Source organism: Corynebacterium sp. HMSC066C02 (assembly GCF_001814945.1).
GTDB classification, from domain to species: domain Bacteria; phylum Actinomycetota; class Actinomycetes; order Mycobacteriales; family Mycobacteriaceae; genus Corynebacterium; species Corynebacterium aurimucosum.
The window spans coordinates 253,872-272,601 of sequence record NZ_KV818450.1 but is presented as its reverse complement, the minus strand read 5'-3'; the positions used below and the strand labels follow the sequence as shown (position 1 = coordinate 272,601).

Below are 18,730 nucleotides of genomic sequence, written 5' to 3'. Positions count from 1 at the left end.
TCGTCAGATAGGGCAGTTTTCGTCTCAAGGCTCGAGGCCTTCGTGTGAAGGCACGTGCCTTCACACGCTAGGCGCGGATGATGCCGAGGACCTCGTCGACGATGGCCTGCACCTCGTCTTCAGTCTTAGCCTCAACGTTGAGGCGCAGCAGCGGCTCGGTGTTGGAGGCGCGGACGTTGAACCAGGCCTCGGTGCCCTTCAACTGTACGGTCACGCCATCGAGCTCGTCGACGGACTCAATCTTGTCCGCCAGCTCATCCAGCACGCGCTGGGTCGTTGCCTTCTGATCCTCCACGGTGGAGTTAATCTCTCCCGAGGCTTCGTAGCGCGAATACTGGGCCATCAGCTCGCTCAGCGGCTTGTCCTGCTCACCCAGGGCTGCCAGCACGTGCATGGCCGCGAGCATGCCGGAGTCCGCATTCCAGAATTCCTGGAAGTAGTAGTGAGCGGAGTGCTCACCACCAAAGACCGCCTTCTCCTTGGCCATCTGGGCCTTAATGAAGGAGTGGCCCACGCGGGTGCGCACGGCCTTGCCGCCCTTCTCCGCGATGAGCTCCGGAACCGTCTTCGACGTAATCAGGTTGTGGATGACCGTGGAGCCTGGGAACTTGTCCAAGTAGCGCTCCGCCACCAGTGCACAAATAGCAGACGGCGGCACCGGCTGGCCCTTCTCATCCACCACGAAGCAGCGATCCGCATCGCCATCAAAAGCCAGGCCGATATCCGCCTTCTGCTCAACGGTGAACTTCTGCAGGTCCACCAGGTTCTTCGGATCTAGCGGGTTCGCCTCGTGGTTGGGGAAGGTGCCGTCCAGCTCGAAGTAGAGGTCACGCACGTCGAAAGGCAGCCCCTCAAAGACCGCCGGGACGGTGTGTCCACCCATGCCGTTCGCTGCGTCGACAGCCACGACCAGTGGGCGGGAGTTCTCCAGCGGCACCAAGCCGCGAAGGAATGCCGCGTAGTCCGGCAGAACCTCACGCTCAGTGACGGTGCCCGGCTCGCCGTCGAAGGCCGGGATGCCGTCGATCAGCATGTCCTTGATCTGCTCCAGACCTGTCTCCTGGCCCACCGGAACAGCACCCGCGCGGCACAGCTTGATGCCGTTGTACTTCGCCGGGTTGTGGGAGGCGGTAAACATAGCGCCCGCGCAGTTCAGGTGGCCGGCGGCAAAGTACAGCTCATCGGTAGACGTCAGACCGAGATGGATAACATCGAGGCCCTGCGCAGCAGCGCCCTCCGCGAAAGCAGCGGCCAGCTGCGGGGAGGAAGGACGCATGTCATGGCCCACCGCCACGGTGCTCTCCCCTTCCCCACGGAGAATCGCGGCAAAGGCCGCACCAGTATCACGCACGAGGTTCTCATCGATGTCCTCGCCCACGACACCACGGACGTCATAGGCCTTGATCACTGCATTGAGCTGTTCACGAGTTCGCATAGCCCACAAGCATACCCCCGTCGGACGCGGTGATCTGCGTCCGACGGGCTAGAAAGCGCCCGAATGGCTACTCTGCGTCCGGCACCACAGTCAGGTGAGCGCGGCGGCGCTGGCGGGCATCGTGCACTCGGCGGGTGCGGAACACAGGGTGGTTGGAGTTACGCGGATCGGCGCCGTCGAAGGTGGCGGAATAGTCAATGGGATCGGCACCGGAACCAGCAGTGGAATCATCCACCAAGCCTGTGGTCACGCGCCCGGCCTCGCGGACCGCTTCGGCGAGCGCGGTGAGGTCATCATCCTCATCGAGTTCGATGCGGTCAACGCGCACCATCTCCCAACCTTGCGGGGCGGTGATGCGGGCGCTGTGCTTTTCGCACAGGTCCCAGGCGTGGGGATCGGTTTCTTCAGACAGTGGGCCCACGACGGCGGTTTGCTGCGCGTAGGCATAGGTCAACGTCGCCACGGCGGGACGGCCGCAGCCGGGGCGGGAGCAATGGCGAGAGCTATTCACGGGCCCAAGTCTAAACCCTAACTTGAGATTTAGATAGTCCAGCGCGGCGCGTCTCGCCGCAAGCCCTGTTCCGGGCGGCTTAAACTAAGCCGCATGAGCACGCCCCGCCCGCATATTCGCCCGGCCCGCCACCGCCATGGCCGCGGTGCACGCGGACCCCTGCTCCCCCACAACACACCGCGCTATCGCAGCAGCGCTGAGCGCTTCGACATGGCCGTGCTGGAGGCCTACGCACCCATCCACAATGCTTTCGCGGAACAGCTCACCGGGCTCGATCTCGCGGTCGATACCGTGCCCCGAATGCGCCTATCCGTGGATATGACCGTGATGCCGGATGAAATCATCGCCGATGGCCCGGTTCCGCTCGGACGCATTGTCCCCGCAGGGGTCGATTCCGATGGGCAGCCCACACGCGCACGGTTGGTCATCTTCCGCATGCCCGTGGAGGAGCGTGTGCATTCTGCCCAGGAGCGCGAAGAACTACTGTCCACAGTGCTCACCGCGCTGGTGGCACATTATCTCAATGTCGATCCAGGAGATATTGATCCGCGCTTTACCTGGTAAAACCACTATTCCCCCTTACTGTTGAACTCTAAGCCCAACAACAAAGGGGAAGTAAGGTTGTTCGCTCGCGGTTGCGCTACGCTCTAACCAATTTCACGCTTGAGGCGGCGACGCTCACGGTCTGACAGTCCACCCCAGATTCCGAAGCGCTCATCATGCTCCAGGGCATACTCGAGGCATTCATCACGCACCGCACAGGCCTGGCAGATACGCTTAGCCTCGCGGGTAGATCCTCCCTTTTCAGGAAAGAATGCTTCCGGGTCCGTTTGGGCGCACAGCGCCTGGTCTTGCCACTCCTGCTCGACGGCACCAAAGAGTTCATCGAGCGACATCTCTGCAGCAGCACCGCCACGGAGAATAGCGCCGTTATTCGTTGTATTGTCCACGCTGCTTCCTTTCTCCGAGGTCGTTTCTCTCTTAATTCGGTGGCACCGACCCTACACCGAAAAGATTTTTCGGTGCCGCGCCCGCCGTGCCGTTTATTACACTGATGTCATTTCACACCGAATCACTAAATATCGTCAACCTGTCGCGGAAGATTTTTGCGCAGCTCCAGCGAAAACGCTGTACAGAGTCCCCAACTTTCACATCAGTCACAGATCTCCTAGTCGGGGGGTAATCGTCGGGGGTACTACATGTAGTGCCCTCCCCCTATCCTGTGAACAATTCCAAGGTTTCTTCGGCGTGTCGCCACCCAGTCCGGCAAAACACATGGATCCCATTCGCACCACGAAAACCACGAGTCACGGCCATGCGTATCGCTTAGCCTTCGGCGCCGTTACTAAACACAAGAAAAGGAAAGCGCCGAGAGACACCCCCTGCTCTCCGCGCTTTCCTATCGCTTTATTCCACTGCGCGGCAGCACTTAGGCGTCGGAACTAAAACGCACGCCCGCGTCCGGAATGCTCACACCAGGGAAGACGCGCATGCCGCCCTGCAGTTCGCAGCGCGCGCCAATAGTGGCGCCTTCACCGATAACGCAGCCATCGATGTGCGCGTTGGCGCCAATGTGCGCACCCGAGGCAATGATGGAATTGTTGATGATGGCACCCGGCTCAATGGTCACGCCATCAAAGACCACCGTGCCATCCAAACGCGAACCCGCCCCAATGACGGAACCGCGGCCCACCGCCGTACCAGACAGAAGGAGCACGCCACCGGCAATACCCGCGGACTCATCCACCACGGACTCACCCGTGCGGCCCACCAACAACGGCGAATGCGCAATACCGCGCACCAGATCAGAGGAACCGCGGACGAAATCATCCGGACGGCCCATATCGCGCCAGTAGGAGTTGTCCACGTGTCCGACCACAAGGCGGCCCGACTCCAACAGCTGCGGGAAGGTTTCGCGCTCGACAGAAACCACGCGGCCTGCCGGGATGGTCTCGATAACATCCTTCTTGAACACGTAGCAGCCAGCATTAATCTGGTTCGTCGGCGGATCCTCAGTCTTCTCCAAAAAGGCCGTCACCCGGCCCTCAGAATCCGTCGGAACACAACCAAAAGCGCGAGGATCAGCAACGTTGAGCAGGTGCATCGTCACATCCGCATCCTTGGAGTGATGCGTATCGAGGATGCCGTTCAGATCCATTCCGGACAAAACGTCACCGTTGAACACCATGACCGTATCCTGGCGCAACTTGTCATAGACATTGCGGATACCGCCACCAGTGCCCAGAGCGGTCTCCTCCACCACGTACTCAATCTCCAAGCCCAACTCGGAGCCGTCCCCGAAGTACTCCTCAAAGACCTCCGCCTTATAGGAAGTAGAAAGCACCACGTGCTCGATTCCTGCTTCCTTGATACGAGCAAGCAAGTGCTGAAGGAATGGGTAGTTGGCCGTGGGCAACATCGGCTTCGGCGTGCCAATCGTCAGCGGGCGCAGACGGGTGCCGCGACCTCCCACCAGAATGACGGCATCGGCCGTCGATCCCCACTGGGGCGCTGATTCAGTCATATCGTTCCTTAATCTCTTTTCAGATAAGCCACCGTTAGTGTATAAGCGCCCCAGCCCTAGGAGCCGTCGCGGCACGCGCTTAAAACCAGCCCGCGCACCCGCAACCCCAGCCACAAAGCCGCGCGCAGTGGCGCTTGGTACCAGTACGGGTGCCTATCCGCTTGGAAGCGATAGGCGGAGTCATGGTGGGCACGCAGCATCGCGCCGCGATGGGCCTGCGTCGAATGGCCCTTGGCGTGGGTAATCACCGCCGTGGGGCAGAAGATATTGCGCCAGCCGGCGCGGACAAAGCGGTCACCTAAGTCCACGTCCTCCAAATACATGAAGTAACGCTCATCAAAGCCGCCAATCTGCTCAAAAGCCTCCCAGCGCACCAACAGACAGGAGCCGGATAGCCAGCCGGCCGGGCGCTCGCTGTCCATGTCGGCATCATCGCGGTAGGCGCGCGACCACGGATTGGAAGGCCAGATTGTGCCAAAGAGCGCATGGCCAACACCCGTCAGCAACGTCGGCACCGCGCGAGCAGAGGGATAGTTGCTACCATCCGGCTCCACGATGCGCGGCCCCACCGCCGCGGCATCTGGGTGGCGGCGCGCACACGCGATCAGCTCATCCAGAGAACCTTCGCTAAACGTCACGTCCGGGTTAGCAATGAGAAAGAACTCTTCATCGACGCCCTTCGCCCGAGCGAAACGCGCGCCGGCATTCATTCCGGCGCCATAACCGAGGTTTCCCCCGGTATCGAGGAATTCCGCGTCCGCGTGCTCCCGCGCGGCAGCTTCCGGCACCCCATCGGTCGAGCCGTTATCGGCGAGGATGGTGAGGGTTGGACGGGACGTCGCCAAGCGCAGCGAGGACAAGAAATCGCTGAGGTAACGGCCAGGAGAAAAGGTCACGGTGACCACGGCCAGGGGTTTCTGTATATTCTTCACGATAAATTTGAGCGTACCCAACGCCAGTGCGCGCACGCGCCCGCGACACTGCTTCACGTTTTTGCAGCGAGCTCACCTAAACTAGTCCCGTGACTTCCCCGAACTCCCCGCGCGCCGCCCGCCATATCCAGGCCGCGCCCTCGCAGTCCGCGCCCACCGCCCAACGAGGATCGACGCCGGTGAAAGCCGTCGTCGCGTTCCTGTCTGCTGTCGTCCTGGTGCTCTCCGGCGTGGGCTACTTCACCGTGGGAAAGCTGGGAAATGATATTTCCTCCGCCTCCAACCTGGCGCTGGGTAACCAGGGTGGTTTCAAGGACAGCAGTCTCGATGGCGCGGTCGATATCTTGCTCGTGGGCAAGGACTCCCGCACCGATGCCAAGGGGAATCCGCTTTCCGAACAGGAGCTGGCAGACCTGCATGCCGGCGTGGACGAAGGTGAAGAAAACACGGACACCATCATGGTGATCCGTATTCCCAACGATGGCTCGCGCGCCACGGCAGTATCCATTCCGCGCGATACCTATGTCCACGACGAAGACTTCGGAAACACGAAGATCAACGCAGTCTTTGCGCAACACAAGGTAGCCAAGATGGAGGAGCTGCAGCAGGACAACGCGGAGGCTGAAGCAGCGGGCAAAAAGGCACCTCATACGGACAAGGAGATTGAGAAGGAAAGCACGGAGGCCGGCCGTTCTGGCCTCATTTCGATGGTGCACCAACTCACTGATGTCAGCGTTGATCACTACGCAGAAGTGGGATTGCTAGGCTTCGTGCTGCTTACCGACGCCGTCGGGGGCGTCGACGTCTGCCTCAACGACGCCGTCGATGATCCGATGTCGGGCGCCAAGTTCCCGGCCGGGCGCCAAACCTTGAAGGGTTCCGAGGGCCTCTCCTTCGTGCGCCAGCGCTATGATCTTCCGCGCGGTGACCTTGACCGCATCGTGCGCCAGCAGGCCTACATGGCATCGCTGACCTCGAAGGTGCTGGACTCGGGCACGCTGACCTCCCCTGGCAAACTCAACAAGATTGCCGATGCCGTGGAGCGCTCCGTGGTCATCGATGACGGTTGGGACATCATGGGCTTCGTCACCCAGCTGGCCGGGCTGGCCGGCGGCAACGTGACCTTTACGACGATCCCGGTGACCTCAATTACCGGCGTGGGTGACTATGGCGAATCGGTGGTGACCATCGATACCGCAGAGGTCCACCGCTTCATGGAAGATTTGGCCAAGTCCCAAGAAGAAGCCGAGGAAGAAGAAAAGTCTGAGAATGCCGCCTCGGACGAGGGCGGCGACAACGGCGAGAAGCCCGTGGCTGAAAACCTCAACCTGCACGTCTTGAACGCCGGCAACGTCGACGGAATGGCCGGCGGAATCGGCGCGTGGCTGAAGAACGTGGGCTACACAGTTGAGCGCACGGCCAATGCGCAGTCGGGCCTGTATACCGAGTCCCAGATTGTGGCCGCGGATGCTAACGATGAGCGCGCCCGGGCCCTGGCTGAGCAGCTCGGCGGACTGCCAGTCACGGCCAACGAAGAGCTCGAGCCGGATACCTTCATCGTGGTGGCTACTGATGATTACTCCGGCCCGAAGGATGACTCCGCGCAGGAAGAAGAGGCTGCTGCGGAGCCCAGCCAGGGTGGCGACACTCAGCAGGTTGGTACCCCGGGCGATGATTTCGGTACCGCGGAGGTTTCGCCTGAGATCGACGCTGGCGGCGATGGCCCGCGCTGCGTGAACTAGTCTGCTGCGAGGTGAACTCGCAGTAGACTCAAGGGCCTAGTCACCGGTCGTTCGTGGCGGGCTGAGCGCCTGCCACCTACGATGGGCGGACATGGAACTCCTACAGCATCTCCTGTCCGCCGATGCCTCTGCTCCCCGGCTCAGTGTTTATAACGAAACTGACGGCACCCGCATGGACTTCTCGGCGCAAACGCTGGAGAACTGGACCTCCAAGATTGCCAACATGCTGTTGGAAGAGCTCGACCTCGAACCAGACACGGATTCTCGCATCCTCATTGACCTTCCGGTGTCCTGGCAGGCTGCCGTCATTGCGCTTGGGGCGCTCGCCGCCGGAGTCCCCTTCGACATTAAGAATGGTGCGGTTGCTACAGAACCGCACGCCGACGATATCGCCGTGGTTTTCACCTCCCCGGAGACCTATCTCAAGGCTGCGGCGGGCGCCGACTCTGCGTCAGCCCCACTGGTCGATACGGTGCTAGTCACGCAGGATCCTTTTGGCCGCGGCGTTGTCGAAAGCGGCGGCGAGCTGCCGCTGGGCACCATCGACTTCGGCCCCACCGTGCGCTTCTATGGTGATCACTTCTATGGCACCACGACCCCACTGCCGGAGCTTTTCCCCACGGATTTGGGCGCTGAGCGCGTGCTTTCACAGGGCTGGACGGACACCGCTTCCTTCCAGCGTGCAGTGCTCGAACCGCTGGCCGCGGGCGGCTCCGCCGTCATCGTGGCGGGCCTGTGCTCAGCCGACCGTTTGCAGGAAATCGCAGACAACGAGAAGGTCACCGTCCGCTCCTAAAAGCCTTCATGAGATAGTAGAGCAATGTTCAGCTGGCTCTACATCTTTATCGGCGTGCTCATCCTCGTGGGGACAATCTGCCAGGGCACCATCGGATTTGGGCTGGGCACCATCGCCACCCCCATCTTGGCGCTGATCAAACCGGAGCTGGTTCCCACGCTCATTCTCTTGCTGGCCTTCGTCATTTCCACCACGACGATGCTCAAAGCGCGCTCGGCGGTGTCCTGGGACATCGTGGCCATCTCCTCCATCGCGCGAATACCCGGATCCCTGCTCGGCGCGTGGGCCATTGCTTCCCTCTCCCACCGCGGGCTCTCCCTATTCATCGGCTGCGCGGTCATCTTTGCCATGACTTTGTCCAGCCTCGGCTGGTCCCCCAAGCGCACCACCACCAACATTGCGGTGGCAGGCGTTGCCTCTGGGTTCCTGGGAACATCCACCTCCATCGGCGGCCCGCCCATGGCGCTGGTACTCAAGGGCTATGACCCAGCCCGCATACGCGGCACCCTGTCGGGTACCTTCATCATCGGCTGCACCATCTCGCTGGCGATCTTGGGCTTAAGCGGGCAAATCACCAGCCTGCAGCTCACCGCTGCCGCGGCTTACCTGCCGGTAGCCATCGTGGGCCTCATCGCCGCCAGCTACCTCAACCGTTTCATCAACGCCAAGGTGCTCAACCGCATCGTCCTCGTCGTGGCTATCAGCGCGGCCCTGGCGCTCATCGTTGAGGGGCTGGTTGCTGCCTAGCGTCAGCCGTATGCTGCCGGGCACAACTGCCAGGAACATGCCCCACACTGCCCGTCCTGCCAAAGTTTTCGCCTCTGACTCAAGATCTGGCAATAACTTCGTCACCTAGGGCAGTCGGGTGGCTCCGGGAAGTCGGGCGGTTCTGGATAGTCGGGTGGTTCCGGCGGCACAGGCGGCACATACCCCAAGTGCTCGCTGTATTCCCACGGTTTCGGCTTGGGCGGCAACACTCCCTCGTGCCAGAAACCGATGAACTTGAAGTAACGCTTCTCAAAGTCCGGATTCCTGGCATTAGCTATCTGGTCAATGACATAGTCCAGATGATGCGCCACGCAATGACCTGTATAGCGCAGCGTTAGCCACCCAATCAGTGCGCCCTCATTGTTCTTCCAATGGTCCCGCAACCATGACTCTTGCTGGGAATGGAATTTCATCCCGTTGATTTCTACCGCAACTTTGAGCTCTGGGAGCACGATGTCCCAGGTGTAGTGGCCGATAACAACGTTGCACTCGACCTTGAGCCCACGCCTTTTCAGCCCCTTGGCTACTTTCACCTCCGCACCAGAATCCGTGAACAACGCGGCCTGCTCTAGCATTCGTTGGCTTGCAACAGGGGTGACATTGAGTGCTTCGCGGTGACTATCCAGTCGGGCGCGTCCGGCCTTCGAGGAGTAGATGGACTCAAACACGCGAATCCCCAGTTCAGGACTAACAGATTTCATGGCGACAAGAGGATTAAGGACCCGGATCCCAGACGAGGTAACGAAACTCTCGACGCTCACCCGCGAGTGCACATAAAAGGTTGATGTCGGCATTCTCTCCACACTGGCGAGCCGCAGTGGAAAAGTCACGGTCTCGCCAAGAAGCACCTGGGCAGCCGTTGTTCCTGTCGCCTTAAGGAATGGCCTGTGCTCCTGTAATAGCTTTAATAGTTCTAATGGCTCGGGCCTGCCCCAGACATAAAGCCCCTTGGCAAGTCGCGTAATCTCTCCTCGGCGCACGCGAGTTGCAAGCGCACCTTTAGATAGGCCGCACACAATGCCATGTTTCATGTCATTCCCCCCGGAAAGTTAGGCTCCAAGGTAACACGGCACGCCGCTGTGTGCTGCGCAACCGCCCTACTCGCCAAAGTTATTGTCTCCGCCTCAAGATCTGGCCAGATCTTTGGCAACTGGGGCAGTTTTGTCGACTGCGAAACTAGGCGCGCGAAGCGCCCAGCGCCAAGAAAACGCCCTAGCGAAGCGACCCCTCAATAAAACTGCGGAACCGTTGGGCAATCTGCGCAATCTCTTCCCCCGCATAGTGTCCCGGGGACCAGGCCGCGACCAGCGGTACCCCTGCCAGAGCGCGCTCACCATCGACCACGTCGAAGCCCACCAGCCGCACTGGTTGCAGCTCCGTCATGAGCGCTACGGCTCGCCCAGCACGCGCCAAGGCGCATAACGTTGCCGTATCATCGCACTCCACGTGCGAGCCTAAGGCGTAGCCAGCCGTGCCCACGAAGGAATCCACCACCCCGCGAGACACACTTCGCCGCGAGGGCAGCGCCACATTTTCCTGCAATAACCGTTTAACCTCCACGCTGGTCGAACCCGCACACTCCAGTGCTAAGGGATGCGTCGGCGGCACCCAGGCACGCACCGGAATCGTGCCCAAAGCCAGCGAGGCCACGTCATTGCCTGGCGGAATGGTAGCAATCACCACGTCGGCGGCGCCTTCCAGCGCGTCGAAAACGTCATAGTGCGTGACCGGGGTCGTGGTGAGCAGAGGGATAGTTGAGCCAGCGGCCTCAATAAAAGGGGCAAGTAGCGTCGAAATCGTCGTTGGCGTAGCCGCCACACGCAACGCCGGGACACTGCCCGCCCGAAGTGCCTCCACCGCCTGCCCGGCGCGCGCGGATTCCGCGAGGAGGCGGCGGCAAGTCGGGATGAGGGCATGCGCCGCATCGCTGAGCGCTAGCGAGGAACCAGCCCGCACGAAGAGCTCCAGGTCCAGTTCTTTCTCAAAGCGCCTAAGCTGCCGACTCAGCGCCGGCTGAGTTATTCCAAGGCGTTCCGCAGCAGCAGTCACCGTGCCGGAATCCACAACCGCAAGGAAATATTTGGCCTTCACCATGTCCATTTCCCTACTTTTACCACCAACCATGCCCTGAGGGTTTGGCTTTCCAGCTTTTTAGACATTAGACAACATGACATCACCAAAGAATAATGAGACCACCAACACAACTACTTCAGGGAGGTTTCCATGTCACACGTCGGCGCCGCCATTGCCGAATCCCTCGCCGCGCACAACGTCACCCGCGCATTCCTCGTGCCCGGCGAAAGCTTCCTTCCCGTGCTCGACGGCCTCTACGATTCCCCTGTGAAGGCCATCGTCACCCGGCACGAAGGCGGTGCCACCTACATGGCTGAAGCCCACGGCAAAGCCACCGGCCAGCCGGGCGTCGCCATGGTCACCCGCGGCCCCGGGGCGGCCAACGCCTACGTGGGTATCCACACCGCTTGGCAGGACGCCACCCCGCTCGTCCTCTTCGTGGGCCTCATCCCCACCGCCGACCGCGACCGCGAGTCCTTCCAGGAATTCGACCCTAAGGCCTGGTTCGGCACCCAGGCCAAGCAGGTCTTTGTCCTCGACGATCCATCGCGCGCCTCCCGCGTTGTGGCCGAGGCATTCTTCCAAGCCCAGCAGGGTCGCCCCGGTCCCGTCATCGTGGGCCTGCCGGAGGATGTTCTCCACCAGGAGTTCACCGGCAGCATCCACCCACCCATCCCGGTATCGGAGGGCGCGCTTTCCGACGATCACCTGGACCTCCTCTCCCGCGAGCTGAGCCACGCAGAGCGTCCACTCATTTTTGCCGGCGGTCCGCGCTGGACCCCGGAGGCCGCAGAGAAGATCACTCGCTTCGCCGAAGAGCACCGCATCCCGATCATTCAAGACTTCCGCGCCGCTGACCGCGTGCCTTTCGACTCCCCCGCCAACGCCGGCTGGCTCGGATATGGCCGTGATCCGCGCGCAGCGCAGCTACTCGAGGACGCCTCCCTGGTCATCGAGGTAGGAGCTGTGCTGGGTGACGTCCCCACCGACGGCTACACCCTGCGCCAGTCTCCGCAGGCACGCAACATCGCGATCAATCCTGATACCAGCCTGCGCGGGCACTCGGTGGCGCTGCTAGAACACATCGTGGCAAGCCCCGTGGCCTTCGCTAACACGCTGGACCGCCTAAACGTCGAGGGCACGGACAAGCGCGGCGAGTGGTTTGATACCGCGCACGCGAACCACCTCGACTTCGCCACCCTCCCCGAGCCAGCGAACTACCGCCCCGGAAAAGACGGCACCGCCCACATGGAGGCCATCCTCGCAGCACTCCACGAGCAGCTGCCGCAGGATCCCATCTACACCTTCGGCGCCGGCAACCACTGCATCTGGGCCCAGCAGTTCCTGCGCTCGCAGGTCTACCCCTCCCAGTTCAGCGTGCGCAACGGGTCGATGGGCTACTCCATCCCGGCCGCGGTAGCCACCAAACTGCAGTTCCCGGAGCGCACTGTGGTCACCATTGCTGGCGACGGCGAATACCTCATGAACGGCCAAGAGCTGGCCACCGCGCTGCAGTACGGCGCGCCCTTCCTCATCATCGTCATGTCCAATGGCGAGTTCGGAACCATCCGCGATCACCAGAAGAAACACTTCCCTGCTCGCGTCTCCGGCACGCAGCTTATAAACCCGGATTTCGCGGCCGTCGCCCGCGGCTTCGGCGCGCATGGCGAGCTCGTCACCGATGACTCGCAGGCACAAGAGGCTGTAGCCCGGGCCTTGCGCGCCATCACCGAGGACGGCGTACCGGCGCTCATCAACGTCATCACCGACCAGGACCACTCCCTGCCCATCGAATAGAGGAGGCTCACCATGAGCTCTGCCAATACTCCACCAACACCATCCACGCCGCCCACCACTGATCTGAAGGAGGGCGTGCACATTGTGGGCGAGGGGGACGCTGCCAAGCAGCGCCCCGCCGCCTCCACCGCATCGTGGATCATTACGCTCTTCGGCACCGCGGTGGGTGCGGGCATCCTCTTCCTTCCGCTCAATGCGGGCGGTTTCGGTTTCTGGCCGCTCGTCTTCGCTACGGTCTTCATCCTTCCGCTGGTGTACTTTTCACACCGCACCTATGCACGCATCGTTGCGGGCGCGCCCAAGGAGGACCATGGCAAGGACATCCTCGAGCTGGTTTCGCAGTACCTGGGCAAAGGCCAAGGAATTGGCTTCGCGGTGCTGTACTGGATCACGGTCTTTTCCACCGTCCTGATCTACGGTGTCTCCATTACCAACGCGGTGGATAGTTTCATCGTCAACCAGCTTGGCGGGCCCTCCATCGACCGCTGGCTACTCGCCACCATCTGCGTCGGAATCATGACCGGCGGTTTCGCCATCGGCCGCAAACCCATGATTTGGCTGGCCCAAGTGCTGGTCTACCCGCTCATCATCGCACTGGCAATCACCTCCATCTACCTCATTCCGCGCTGGGACCTGCACAGCTTCATCCATTTCGACGATGGTGCCGATGGCTGGGGCCAGATACTCAAGGGCATCTTCCTCATCCTTCCGGTGCTGGTCTTCTCCTTCTCCCACATGGCGGCGCTTTCGCAGTTTGCCATCGACATGCAGCCGCAGTACGGCGAGAAGACCGAGAAGCGCGTCTCCCGCACGGAGTTCTACACCGCCATCCTGCTCGTCGTCTTCACCATGTTCTTCGTGTGGTCCTGCGTCCTCGCACTTGGCGCCGACGGCATGAATGAGGCACTCGAGCAAAATATTCCGGTGCTCTCCTACTTCGCTAACGTCACGGGCACTCCGTTCATGGCCTACATGGCCCCCATCGTGGTCATCTGCGCCATCGTTTCCTCCTACTTCGGCCACATGCTCGGTACCGAAGAGGGAACGGAATACCTGCTGAAGAACGCCGCGCCACAGCTGGCGGAAAAGGTCTCGCACCGCACGCTGCTCAACATCATCTATGTCATCGTCTTCGTGTGCACCACGCTAGTTGCCATCTTTAACCCCTCCATTATTTCGATGATTTCCGTGGTCTCCGGCGTCTTCGTGGCGTTCATCGTTTACCTGGTTCCGGTGTACATGTTCAAGAAGTTGGACGTATACAAGCAATTCCGCAATGACCCGTGGAACTACTTCGTCTTCGGCATGGGCCTGCTGATTATGGCCGTGACCATTTGGGACATGATTTAGAAAGGACGTGATTATGCTTCGTAGTGATCTCTCGAGCTTCCCCGAGTACAAGGTGGGCAAGGACTTCCCCAACGCGCTCAAGCTCTCCTCCAACGAGGTCCCCTTCCCTCCCGCGGAGGACATCATCGCCGCGGTTGCCGACGCCGCCCGCACCACCAACCGCTACCAGCAGCCCGGCAGCTTGGAGCTCACCAACGCCTTGTGCAATTACCTAGATGTTCCGGCGGATAATATCTTCGTCTCTGCGGGTTCCACACCCATCCTGCAGGCCACCATCTTGGCGTCGTGCCACACCGGTGATGAGGTCATCGTGCCCTGGCGCAGCTTCGAGGCCTACCCCCTCTACGTGCGTATGGCCGGAGCGGAGCCAATTCTGGTCCCGCTCACGGAGGATTACCGCGTCGATCTGGAAGCAGTGCTCGATGCACTGACAGACAAGACCAAGCTCATCATCCTGTGCAATCCCAATAACCCGACGGGCACCGTCATCACGCGCGGTGAATTCCGCGCTTTCATGGAACGGGTGCCCCAAGACGTCGTCGTACTGCTCGATGAGGCCTATTGGGAGTACAACGACGCCCCCGATACCCCGGATTCGGTGGAGGAATACCAGCGCTACCCCAATCTGCTCGGCGTGCGCACCTTCTCCAAGGCGTGGGGTTTGGCCGGCATGCGCGTGGGCTACGCGGTGGCAGGACCGGAAATCATCAACGCGCTGCGGCTACTCTCCCTACCGCTGACGGTGACCGCCATGGCAGAAACTGCCGCGGTGGAGGTGCTCAAGCGCCACGACGAGCTTGACGACGCCGTCGAGATCACCAAAGCACAACGCGACCGCGTCTGCACAGAGCTGGGAGCCGAGAAGTCCTACGGCAACTTCGTCTGGCTGCCGCGCCCAGATGCCGAAGAGGTGGAAACGAAGATGCTTGATGAAGGCGTGGTCATCCGCCGCTACCTCGATGAGGGCGTGCGCGTGTCCATTACAGACGAAGCCGAGACCACCCAGTTCTTGGAGGCCTGGCGCCGCGCAGGGATTCAGCCTTGGCGGGGCTAGGTGGCCTCCTTTCACCCCCTCAGCCCAAGTACCCCATAAGCCCATACTGAGATATATGGTATAAAACGCAAACACCTTGCAATAAATCACATTCAGCCCCATAATGGGGCGCAACCCATACACACTTCAATCATTGGAGGATGAAGCAATGTCCGGATTTCGCGTAGAAAACCCCGCTACCGGTGAGGTTCTCGAGACTTTTGACCACGCCACTGACCAGGAGGTCCTGGCCGCTGTCGACTCCGCGCACGAGGCATTCCTCAGCTGGCGCGAGACCCCGATCGAGGAGCGCGCCAAGGTAGTCACGCGCGTTGCCGAGCTCTTCGAAGAGCGCAAGGATGAGCTCGCAGAGATCATCGCTACCGAAATGGGCAAGCCGGTCTCCGAGGGCCTTGAGGAGGCTGAGTTCAGCGGCGCCATCTTTGGCTACTATGCCGACAACGGCCCGAAGTTCGCCGCCGACGAGGAAATCCCCGTCGAAATGGACGGCAAGGGCTACATTCAGCGCCTTCCCATCGGTGTTCTGCTTGGCATCATGCCGTGGAACTTCCCCTACTACCAGGTTGCGCGCTTCGCTGCCCCGAACCTGATGCTGGGCAACACCATCGTCTTGAAGCACGCCACCATCTGCCCACGCTCCGCGCTTGCCATCCAGAAGATCATGGATGACGCCGGCGTACCCAAGGGCGTCTACACCAACATCTTCGCTACCCACGATCAGGCAGAGAAGATCATCGAGCACAAGGAGCTGCGCGGTGTGTCCCTCACCGGGTCCGAGCGCGCTGGTGCTGCGGTGGGCTCTCTGGCTGCGAAGAACCTCAAGAAGGCGGTACTCGAGCTCGGTGGCTCCGACCCGTACGTCATCCTCGACACCGATGACGTCAAGCAGGCAGCCAAGGATGCGTGGGAGACCCGCATGTACAACACCGGCCAGGCATGCAACTCCAACAAGCGCCTGATCGTGATGGAGGATATCTACGACGAGTTCGTCGCAGAGCTGGTCGAGCTCGCAAAGGCCATGAAGCCGGGTACCCCGCAGGAGGCTTCCGAGACCGTCTACACCCCATTGTCTTCGCGCAGCGCGGCAGAAAACCTCAAGGATCAGATCGACCGCACTGTGGCGGCCGGCGCCACCCTGCACGTCGGCGGCGAGCTCGTGGATGAGAAGTCCTCCTACTTCAGCCCCGCCGTACTGACCGATGTTCCGGTTGGCTCTGATGTCTACTACGAAGAGCTCTTCGGCCCCGTGGCCACCGTGTTCAAGGTCAGCAGCGACGAAGAGGCCCTCGAGCTGGCCAACGACACCCAGTACGGCCTGGGCGGTTGCGTCTTCTCCAAGGACGTCGAGCGCGCCGAGAAGATTGCCCAGCGCCTAGAGGTCGGCATGTCCAACGTCAACACCTACGCGGCCGAGGGCGCCGAGGTCCCCTTCGGTGGTGTGAAGAACTCCGGTTACGGTCGCGAGCTGGGCCCCTACGGCATGGATGAATTCGTCAACAAGCGCACTTACTTCGTGGCCAACTAAGGAGATTCCATGACGTCACTAGGAAACTTTGTCCTCGAGGTTCACACTGCGCTTTTCGATGGCCACGAGACCTCCGTCCTGGACAAGCACTTCGCCGACAACTTCGTGGAGCACTCTCCCCTCATCGCTGATGATGCAGAAGGGCTCAAGAAGTTTGTCGCGGATCTGGGAGAGGGCCTGAAGTACACCAACGCCCGGGTGATTGCCGATGAAGCCAACGGCCTCGTCGCTTTGCATGGCCGCTTCGACGGCATCGAGGATGAGCCCTTCGTCGGTTTCGATATCTACCGCGTCGAGGGCGACAAGATTGTCGAGCACTGGGACAACCTCGTTCCCCTAGCAGAACCGAACGCAAGCGGCCGCACGCAGCTCGATGGCGCTACCGAGATCGGAGATGAGAGCCTCACCGAGCAGAACCGAGAGTTCGTCATCGAGTTCTTCACCCGCTCGCTCATCGGCGCTGATTACTCCGGCTTCATCGACAACACCCGCGATGATCAGTTTGCCCAGCACTCCCCTGATATCGCCGATGGTGCCCAGAACTGCGTCGATTTCCTCACCAAGCTGAAGGAAGACGGCGAGGGGCTGGAGTATGAGCGCATCCACCGCACGGTTGCACAAGGACAGTTCGTTCTAACCCATTCCGAAGGCAGCATCGCTGGTGCGCGCCATTCCTATTGCGAGCTGTGGCGCGTCGAGGACGGCAAGCTCGTTGAGATGTGGGATGCCATCTCTGAGGTCCCCTCCGATGACGAGGCACTTCATGACCACGGCATCTTCTAGGCCATAGCCTAGGCCGCACGCCGAAAGGCTGGGCCGCTCCAAATTCCTGGAGCTGCCCAGCCTTTCCGTCTTTTCGGCACGATCTGCAACTAGGTCTGAGCCACAACTGCCCGATCTGCCAAAGTTGTCGCCCCAGCCTCAAGATCTGGCCAGAACTTTGGCAAGTAGGCGGGTGTCGCGTCTAAAAGCCGGTGCTACGCCCAGCCTGCCGGCACCAGCCCAAAGATGGAAATGATCGAGTAGATGAAGGCCAAGACGTAGACCACGATGATGGTGCCCTGGATTACCGGGTGTGCGAGTCCGCCCACGTTCCAGCCTGGGTCGCGGTCGCCCTTCTTTCGGGAAGCGTGCAACAGCATCACCGGAATGACGGACATGATGGCGCCCGCGAAACCACCAGCATAGGACAACGCCGCAACGAAGCCGCCGAGACCAGCAATGGAAATCACCAATGGCGGAACAACCGTCAGTGCTACTGCCACGATGCGCTGTCCCTTCACGCCTTCCCAGTGGAAGATGTCCAAGACGTTGCGCATGGTGGTAAAACCAATCGCCAGGAACGAGGTCAACATAGCCGCCAGGGCAAAGATATTGGCCATGTAGTAGGCCACCGGGCCAAGGGCCTCGCCCCACGCGATGGTTACTACTTCGGTGACCTCCATGCCGAGCAGACCAAGGGCAGCAAAAGGAACCAACGCCAGGGTAAAGCCCGTGATGACCATGCCCATAACGATTGCCCGCGCGGTCTGCTGCGGTTTAGCCGGGTCCATGCCTTGCACCAGCTCCGGAACCACGTACTGCGCCAAGAAAGAAAACACCGCCAGGTTCAGAATCGGGACGATGAAGAACGGGTGAAGAACCAAAAGGTTCTCAATCTTGATTCCCGGGCCTAGGATCGTCCATCCGCACAGGACAGCGATGATGATGGCCATGCCTGCGGTGATGGCTCCTTCAGTCTTACCCGTGGTGTGCAGCCCGCGGTACATCACCCAGGAACCGAACCCAAAGAAGATCAGCGTGCCGAGGAGCGGCGACAACCCGAAAATATTGTTGATCAGGTCGCCCGAACCAGCGGCATAAGCAATGAGCGCGCCGATGCCGTTGACGATGATGGCCACGAAAACCAACCACCGGCCCCATTGCCCCAGGTAATGTTCCGCCAATCCGGAAACCTGTAGCGGCGCCTTGGTGCGCATGGCAGACTCCGCCACGTACAGCATAGAAATGGTCGTCAGCGTACCGGCCACGAGCAAGGCGATAACGAGTGCGAGGAATCCTCCGTTGCGAGCGGCATAAGGAATGGAAAGGACTCCAGCACCGATGTTGGTGCCAAAAATAAGGGCGATGCCCTGCACGAAGGACAGCGCGGGTTTGAATTCCGCCGTGGACTCATCCCTCTGCGGCACGGAAATGTTGTTGGACAAAGACTTCTCCGATAAC

Annotated in this window: 17 protein-coding genes; 9 read left to right on the top strand and 8 right to left on the bottom strand. The window is 60.9% G+C overall.

The window, feature by feature from the left end:
* Positions 1-67 precede the first annotated feature (67 nt).
* The gene (locus HMPREF2996_RS06620) at positions 68-1,435 is read right to left on the bottom strand and encodes a phosphomannomutase/phosphoglucomutase (protein WP_070644141.1); all 1,368 of its coding nucleotides are present in this window, start codon (positions 1,433-1,435) and stop codon (positions 68-70) included.
* 67 nt (positions 1,436-1,502) lie between these two features.
* A complete protein-coding gene (locus HMPREF2996_RS06615) occupies positions 1,503-1,946 on the bottom strand; it encodes a DUF3499 domain-containing protein (RefSeq protein ID WP_012714896.1) in 444 nt (147 codons plus the stop codon).
* A 93-nt stretch (positions 1,947-2,039) separates the two neighbouring features.
* Between HMPREF2996_RS06615 and HMPREF2996_RS06610 the strand changes: the two genes are divergently transcribed.
* A complete protein-coding gene (locus tag HMPREF2996_RS06610; RefSeq protein ID WP_070644146.1) occupies positions 2,040-2,510 on the top strand; it encodes a metallopeptidase family protein in 471 nt (156 codons plus the stop codon).
* Between the two features lie 83 nt (positions 2,511-2,593).
* On the opposite strand, the gene HMPREF2996_RS06605 is transcribed toward HMPREF2996_RS06610, so the two are convergent.
* The 3 genes from HMPREF2996_RS06605 to HMPREF2996_RS06595 form a co-directional block, all read right to left on the bottom strand.
* The gene (locus HMPREF2996_RS06605) at positions 2,594-2,842 is read right to left on the bottom strand and encodes a WhiB family transcriptional regulator (protein ID WP_005528147.1); all 249 of its coding nucleotides are present in this window, start codon (positions 2,840-2,842) and stop codon (positions 2,594-2,596) included.
* 533 nt (positions 2,843-3,375) lie between these two features.
* Positions 3,376-4,470: a mannose-1-phosphate guanylyltransferase gene (locus HMPREF2996_RS06600; RefSeq protein ID WP_070446197.1), complete on the bottom strand. Its 1,095-nt coding sequence runs from the start codon at positions 4,468-4,470 to the stop codon at positions 3,376-3,378.
* A gap of 56 nt (positions 4,471-4,526) precedes the next feature.
* Positions 4,527-5,402 carry a glycosyltransferase family 2 protein gene (locus HMPREF2996_RS06595; RefSeq protein ID WP_070730693.1) on the bottom strand — a complete coding sequence of 292 codons (876 nt, stop codon included), beginning with the start codon at positions 5,400-5,402 and terminating at the stop codon, positions 4,527-4,529.
* Between the two features lie 89 nt (positions 5,403-5,491).
* Between HMPREF2996_RS06595 and HMPREF2996_RS06590 the strand changes: the two genes are divergently transcribed.
* The 3 genes from HMPREF2996_RS06590 to HMPREF2996_RS06580 all read left to right on the top strand — a co-directional run bounded on the left by HMPREF2996_RS06590 (position 5,492) and on the right by HMPREF2996_RS06580 (position 8,687).
* Positions 5,492-7,144: an LCP family protein gene (locus tag HMPREF2996_RS06590; RefSeq protein ID WP_210398900.1), complete on the top strand. Its 1,653-nt coding sequence runs from the start codon at positions 5,492-5,494 to the stop codon at positions 7,142-7,144.
* A gap of 91 nt (positions 7,145-7,235) precedes the next feature.
* Positions 7,236-7,940: a TIGR03089 family protein gene (locus tag HMPREF2996_RS06585; protein WP_070446201.1), complete on the top strand. Its 705-nt coding sequence runs from the start codon at positions 7,236-7,238 to the stop codon at positions 7,938-7,940.
* Positions 7,941-7,964: 24 nt separating this feature from the next.
* The gene (locus HMPREF2996_RS06580; protein WP_070711172.1) at positions 7,965-8,687 is read left to right on the top strand and encodes a sulfite exporter TauE/SafE family protein; all 723 of its coding nucleotides are present in this window, start codon (positions 7,965-7,967) and stop codon (positions 8,685-8,687) included.
* 101 nt (positions 8,688-8,788) lie between these two features.
* Here HMPREF2996_RS06580 and HMPREF2996_RS06575 read toward each other — a convergent pair whose 3' ends face one another.
* On the bottom strand, positions 8,789-9,739 hold the full coding sequence (locus tag HMPREF2996_RS06575) for a type IV toxin-antitoxin system AbiEi family antitoxin domain-containing protein (protein ID WP_070644155.1): 951 nt from the start codon (positions 9,737-9,739) through the stop codon (positions 8,789-8,791).
* A gap of 181 nt (positions 9,740-9,920) precedes the next feature.
* Entirely contained in the window at positions 9,921-10,802 is an 882-nt protein-coding gene (locus tag HMPREF2996_RS06570) for a LysR family transcriptional regulator (protein WP_246821758.1), read from the bottom strand.
* A 129-nt stretch (positions 10,803-10,931) separates the two neighbouring features.
* On the opposite strand from HMPREF2996_RS06570, the gene HMPREF2996_RS06565 reads away from it, so the two are divergent.
* The 5 genes from HMPREF2996_RS06565 (at position 10,932) to HMPREF2996_RS06545 (ending at position 17,290) form a co-directional block, all read left to right on the top strand.
* A complete protein-coding gene (locus HMPREF2996_RS06565; protein ID WP_070730638.1) occupies positions 10,932-12,578 on the top strand; it encodes a thiamine pyrophosphate-dependent enzyme in 1,647 nt (548 codons plus the stop codon).
* A 12-nt stretch (positions 12,579-12,590) separates the two neighbouring features.
* Positions 12,591-13,928 carry an aromatic amino acid transport family protein gene (locus tag HMPREF2996_RS06560; RefSeq protein ID WP_070730636.1) on the top strand — a complete coding sequence of 446 codons (1,338 nt, stop codon included), beginning with the start codon at positions 12,591-12,593 and terminating at the stop codon, positions 13,926-13,928.
* A 13-nt stretch (positions 13,929-13,941) separates the two neighbouring features.
* Positions 13,942-14,982, top strand: coding sequence for a histidinol-phosphate transaminase (locus HMPREF2996_RS06555; RefSeq protein ID WP_070730634.1), 1,041 nt, complete (start codon positions 13,942-13,944; stop codon positions 14,980-14,982).
* Positions 14,983-15,130: 148 nt separating this feature from the next.
* Complete coding sequence (locus tag HMPREF2996_RS06550; RefSeq protein ID WP_070730632.1) at positions 15,131-16,507, top strand: NAD-dependent succinate-semialdehyde dehydrogenase; 1,377 nt, start codon at positions 15,131-15,133, stop codon at positions 16,505-16,507.
* Between the two features lie 9 nt (positions 16,508-16,516).
* Positions 16,517-17,290 (top strand): nuclear transport factor 2 family protein, encoded by a 774-nt coding sequence (locus HMPREF2996_RS06545; protein WP_070719601.1) that lies wholly within the window; start codon positions 16,517-16,519, stop codon positions 17,288-17,290.
* 194 nt (positions 17,291-17,484) lie between these two features.
* Here HMPREF2996_RS06545 and HMPREF2996_RS06540 read toward each other — a convergent pair whose 3' ends face one another.
* Positions 17,485-18,714, bottom strand: a complete 1,230-nt coding sequence (locus tag HMPREF2996_RS06540; RefSeq protein ID WP_070719600.1) for an aromatic amino acid transport family protein — start codon at positions 18,712-18,714, stop codon at positions 17,485-17,487.
* Positions 18,715-18,730 lie beyond the last annotated feature (16 nt).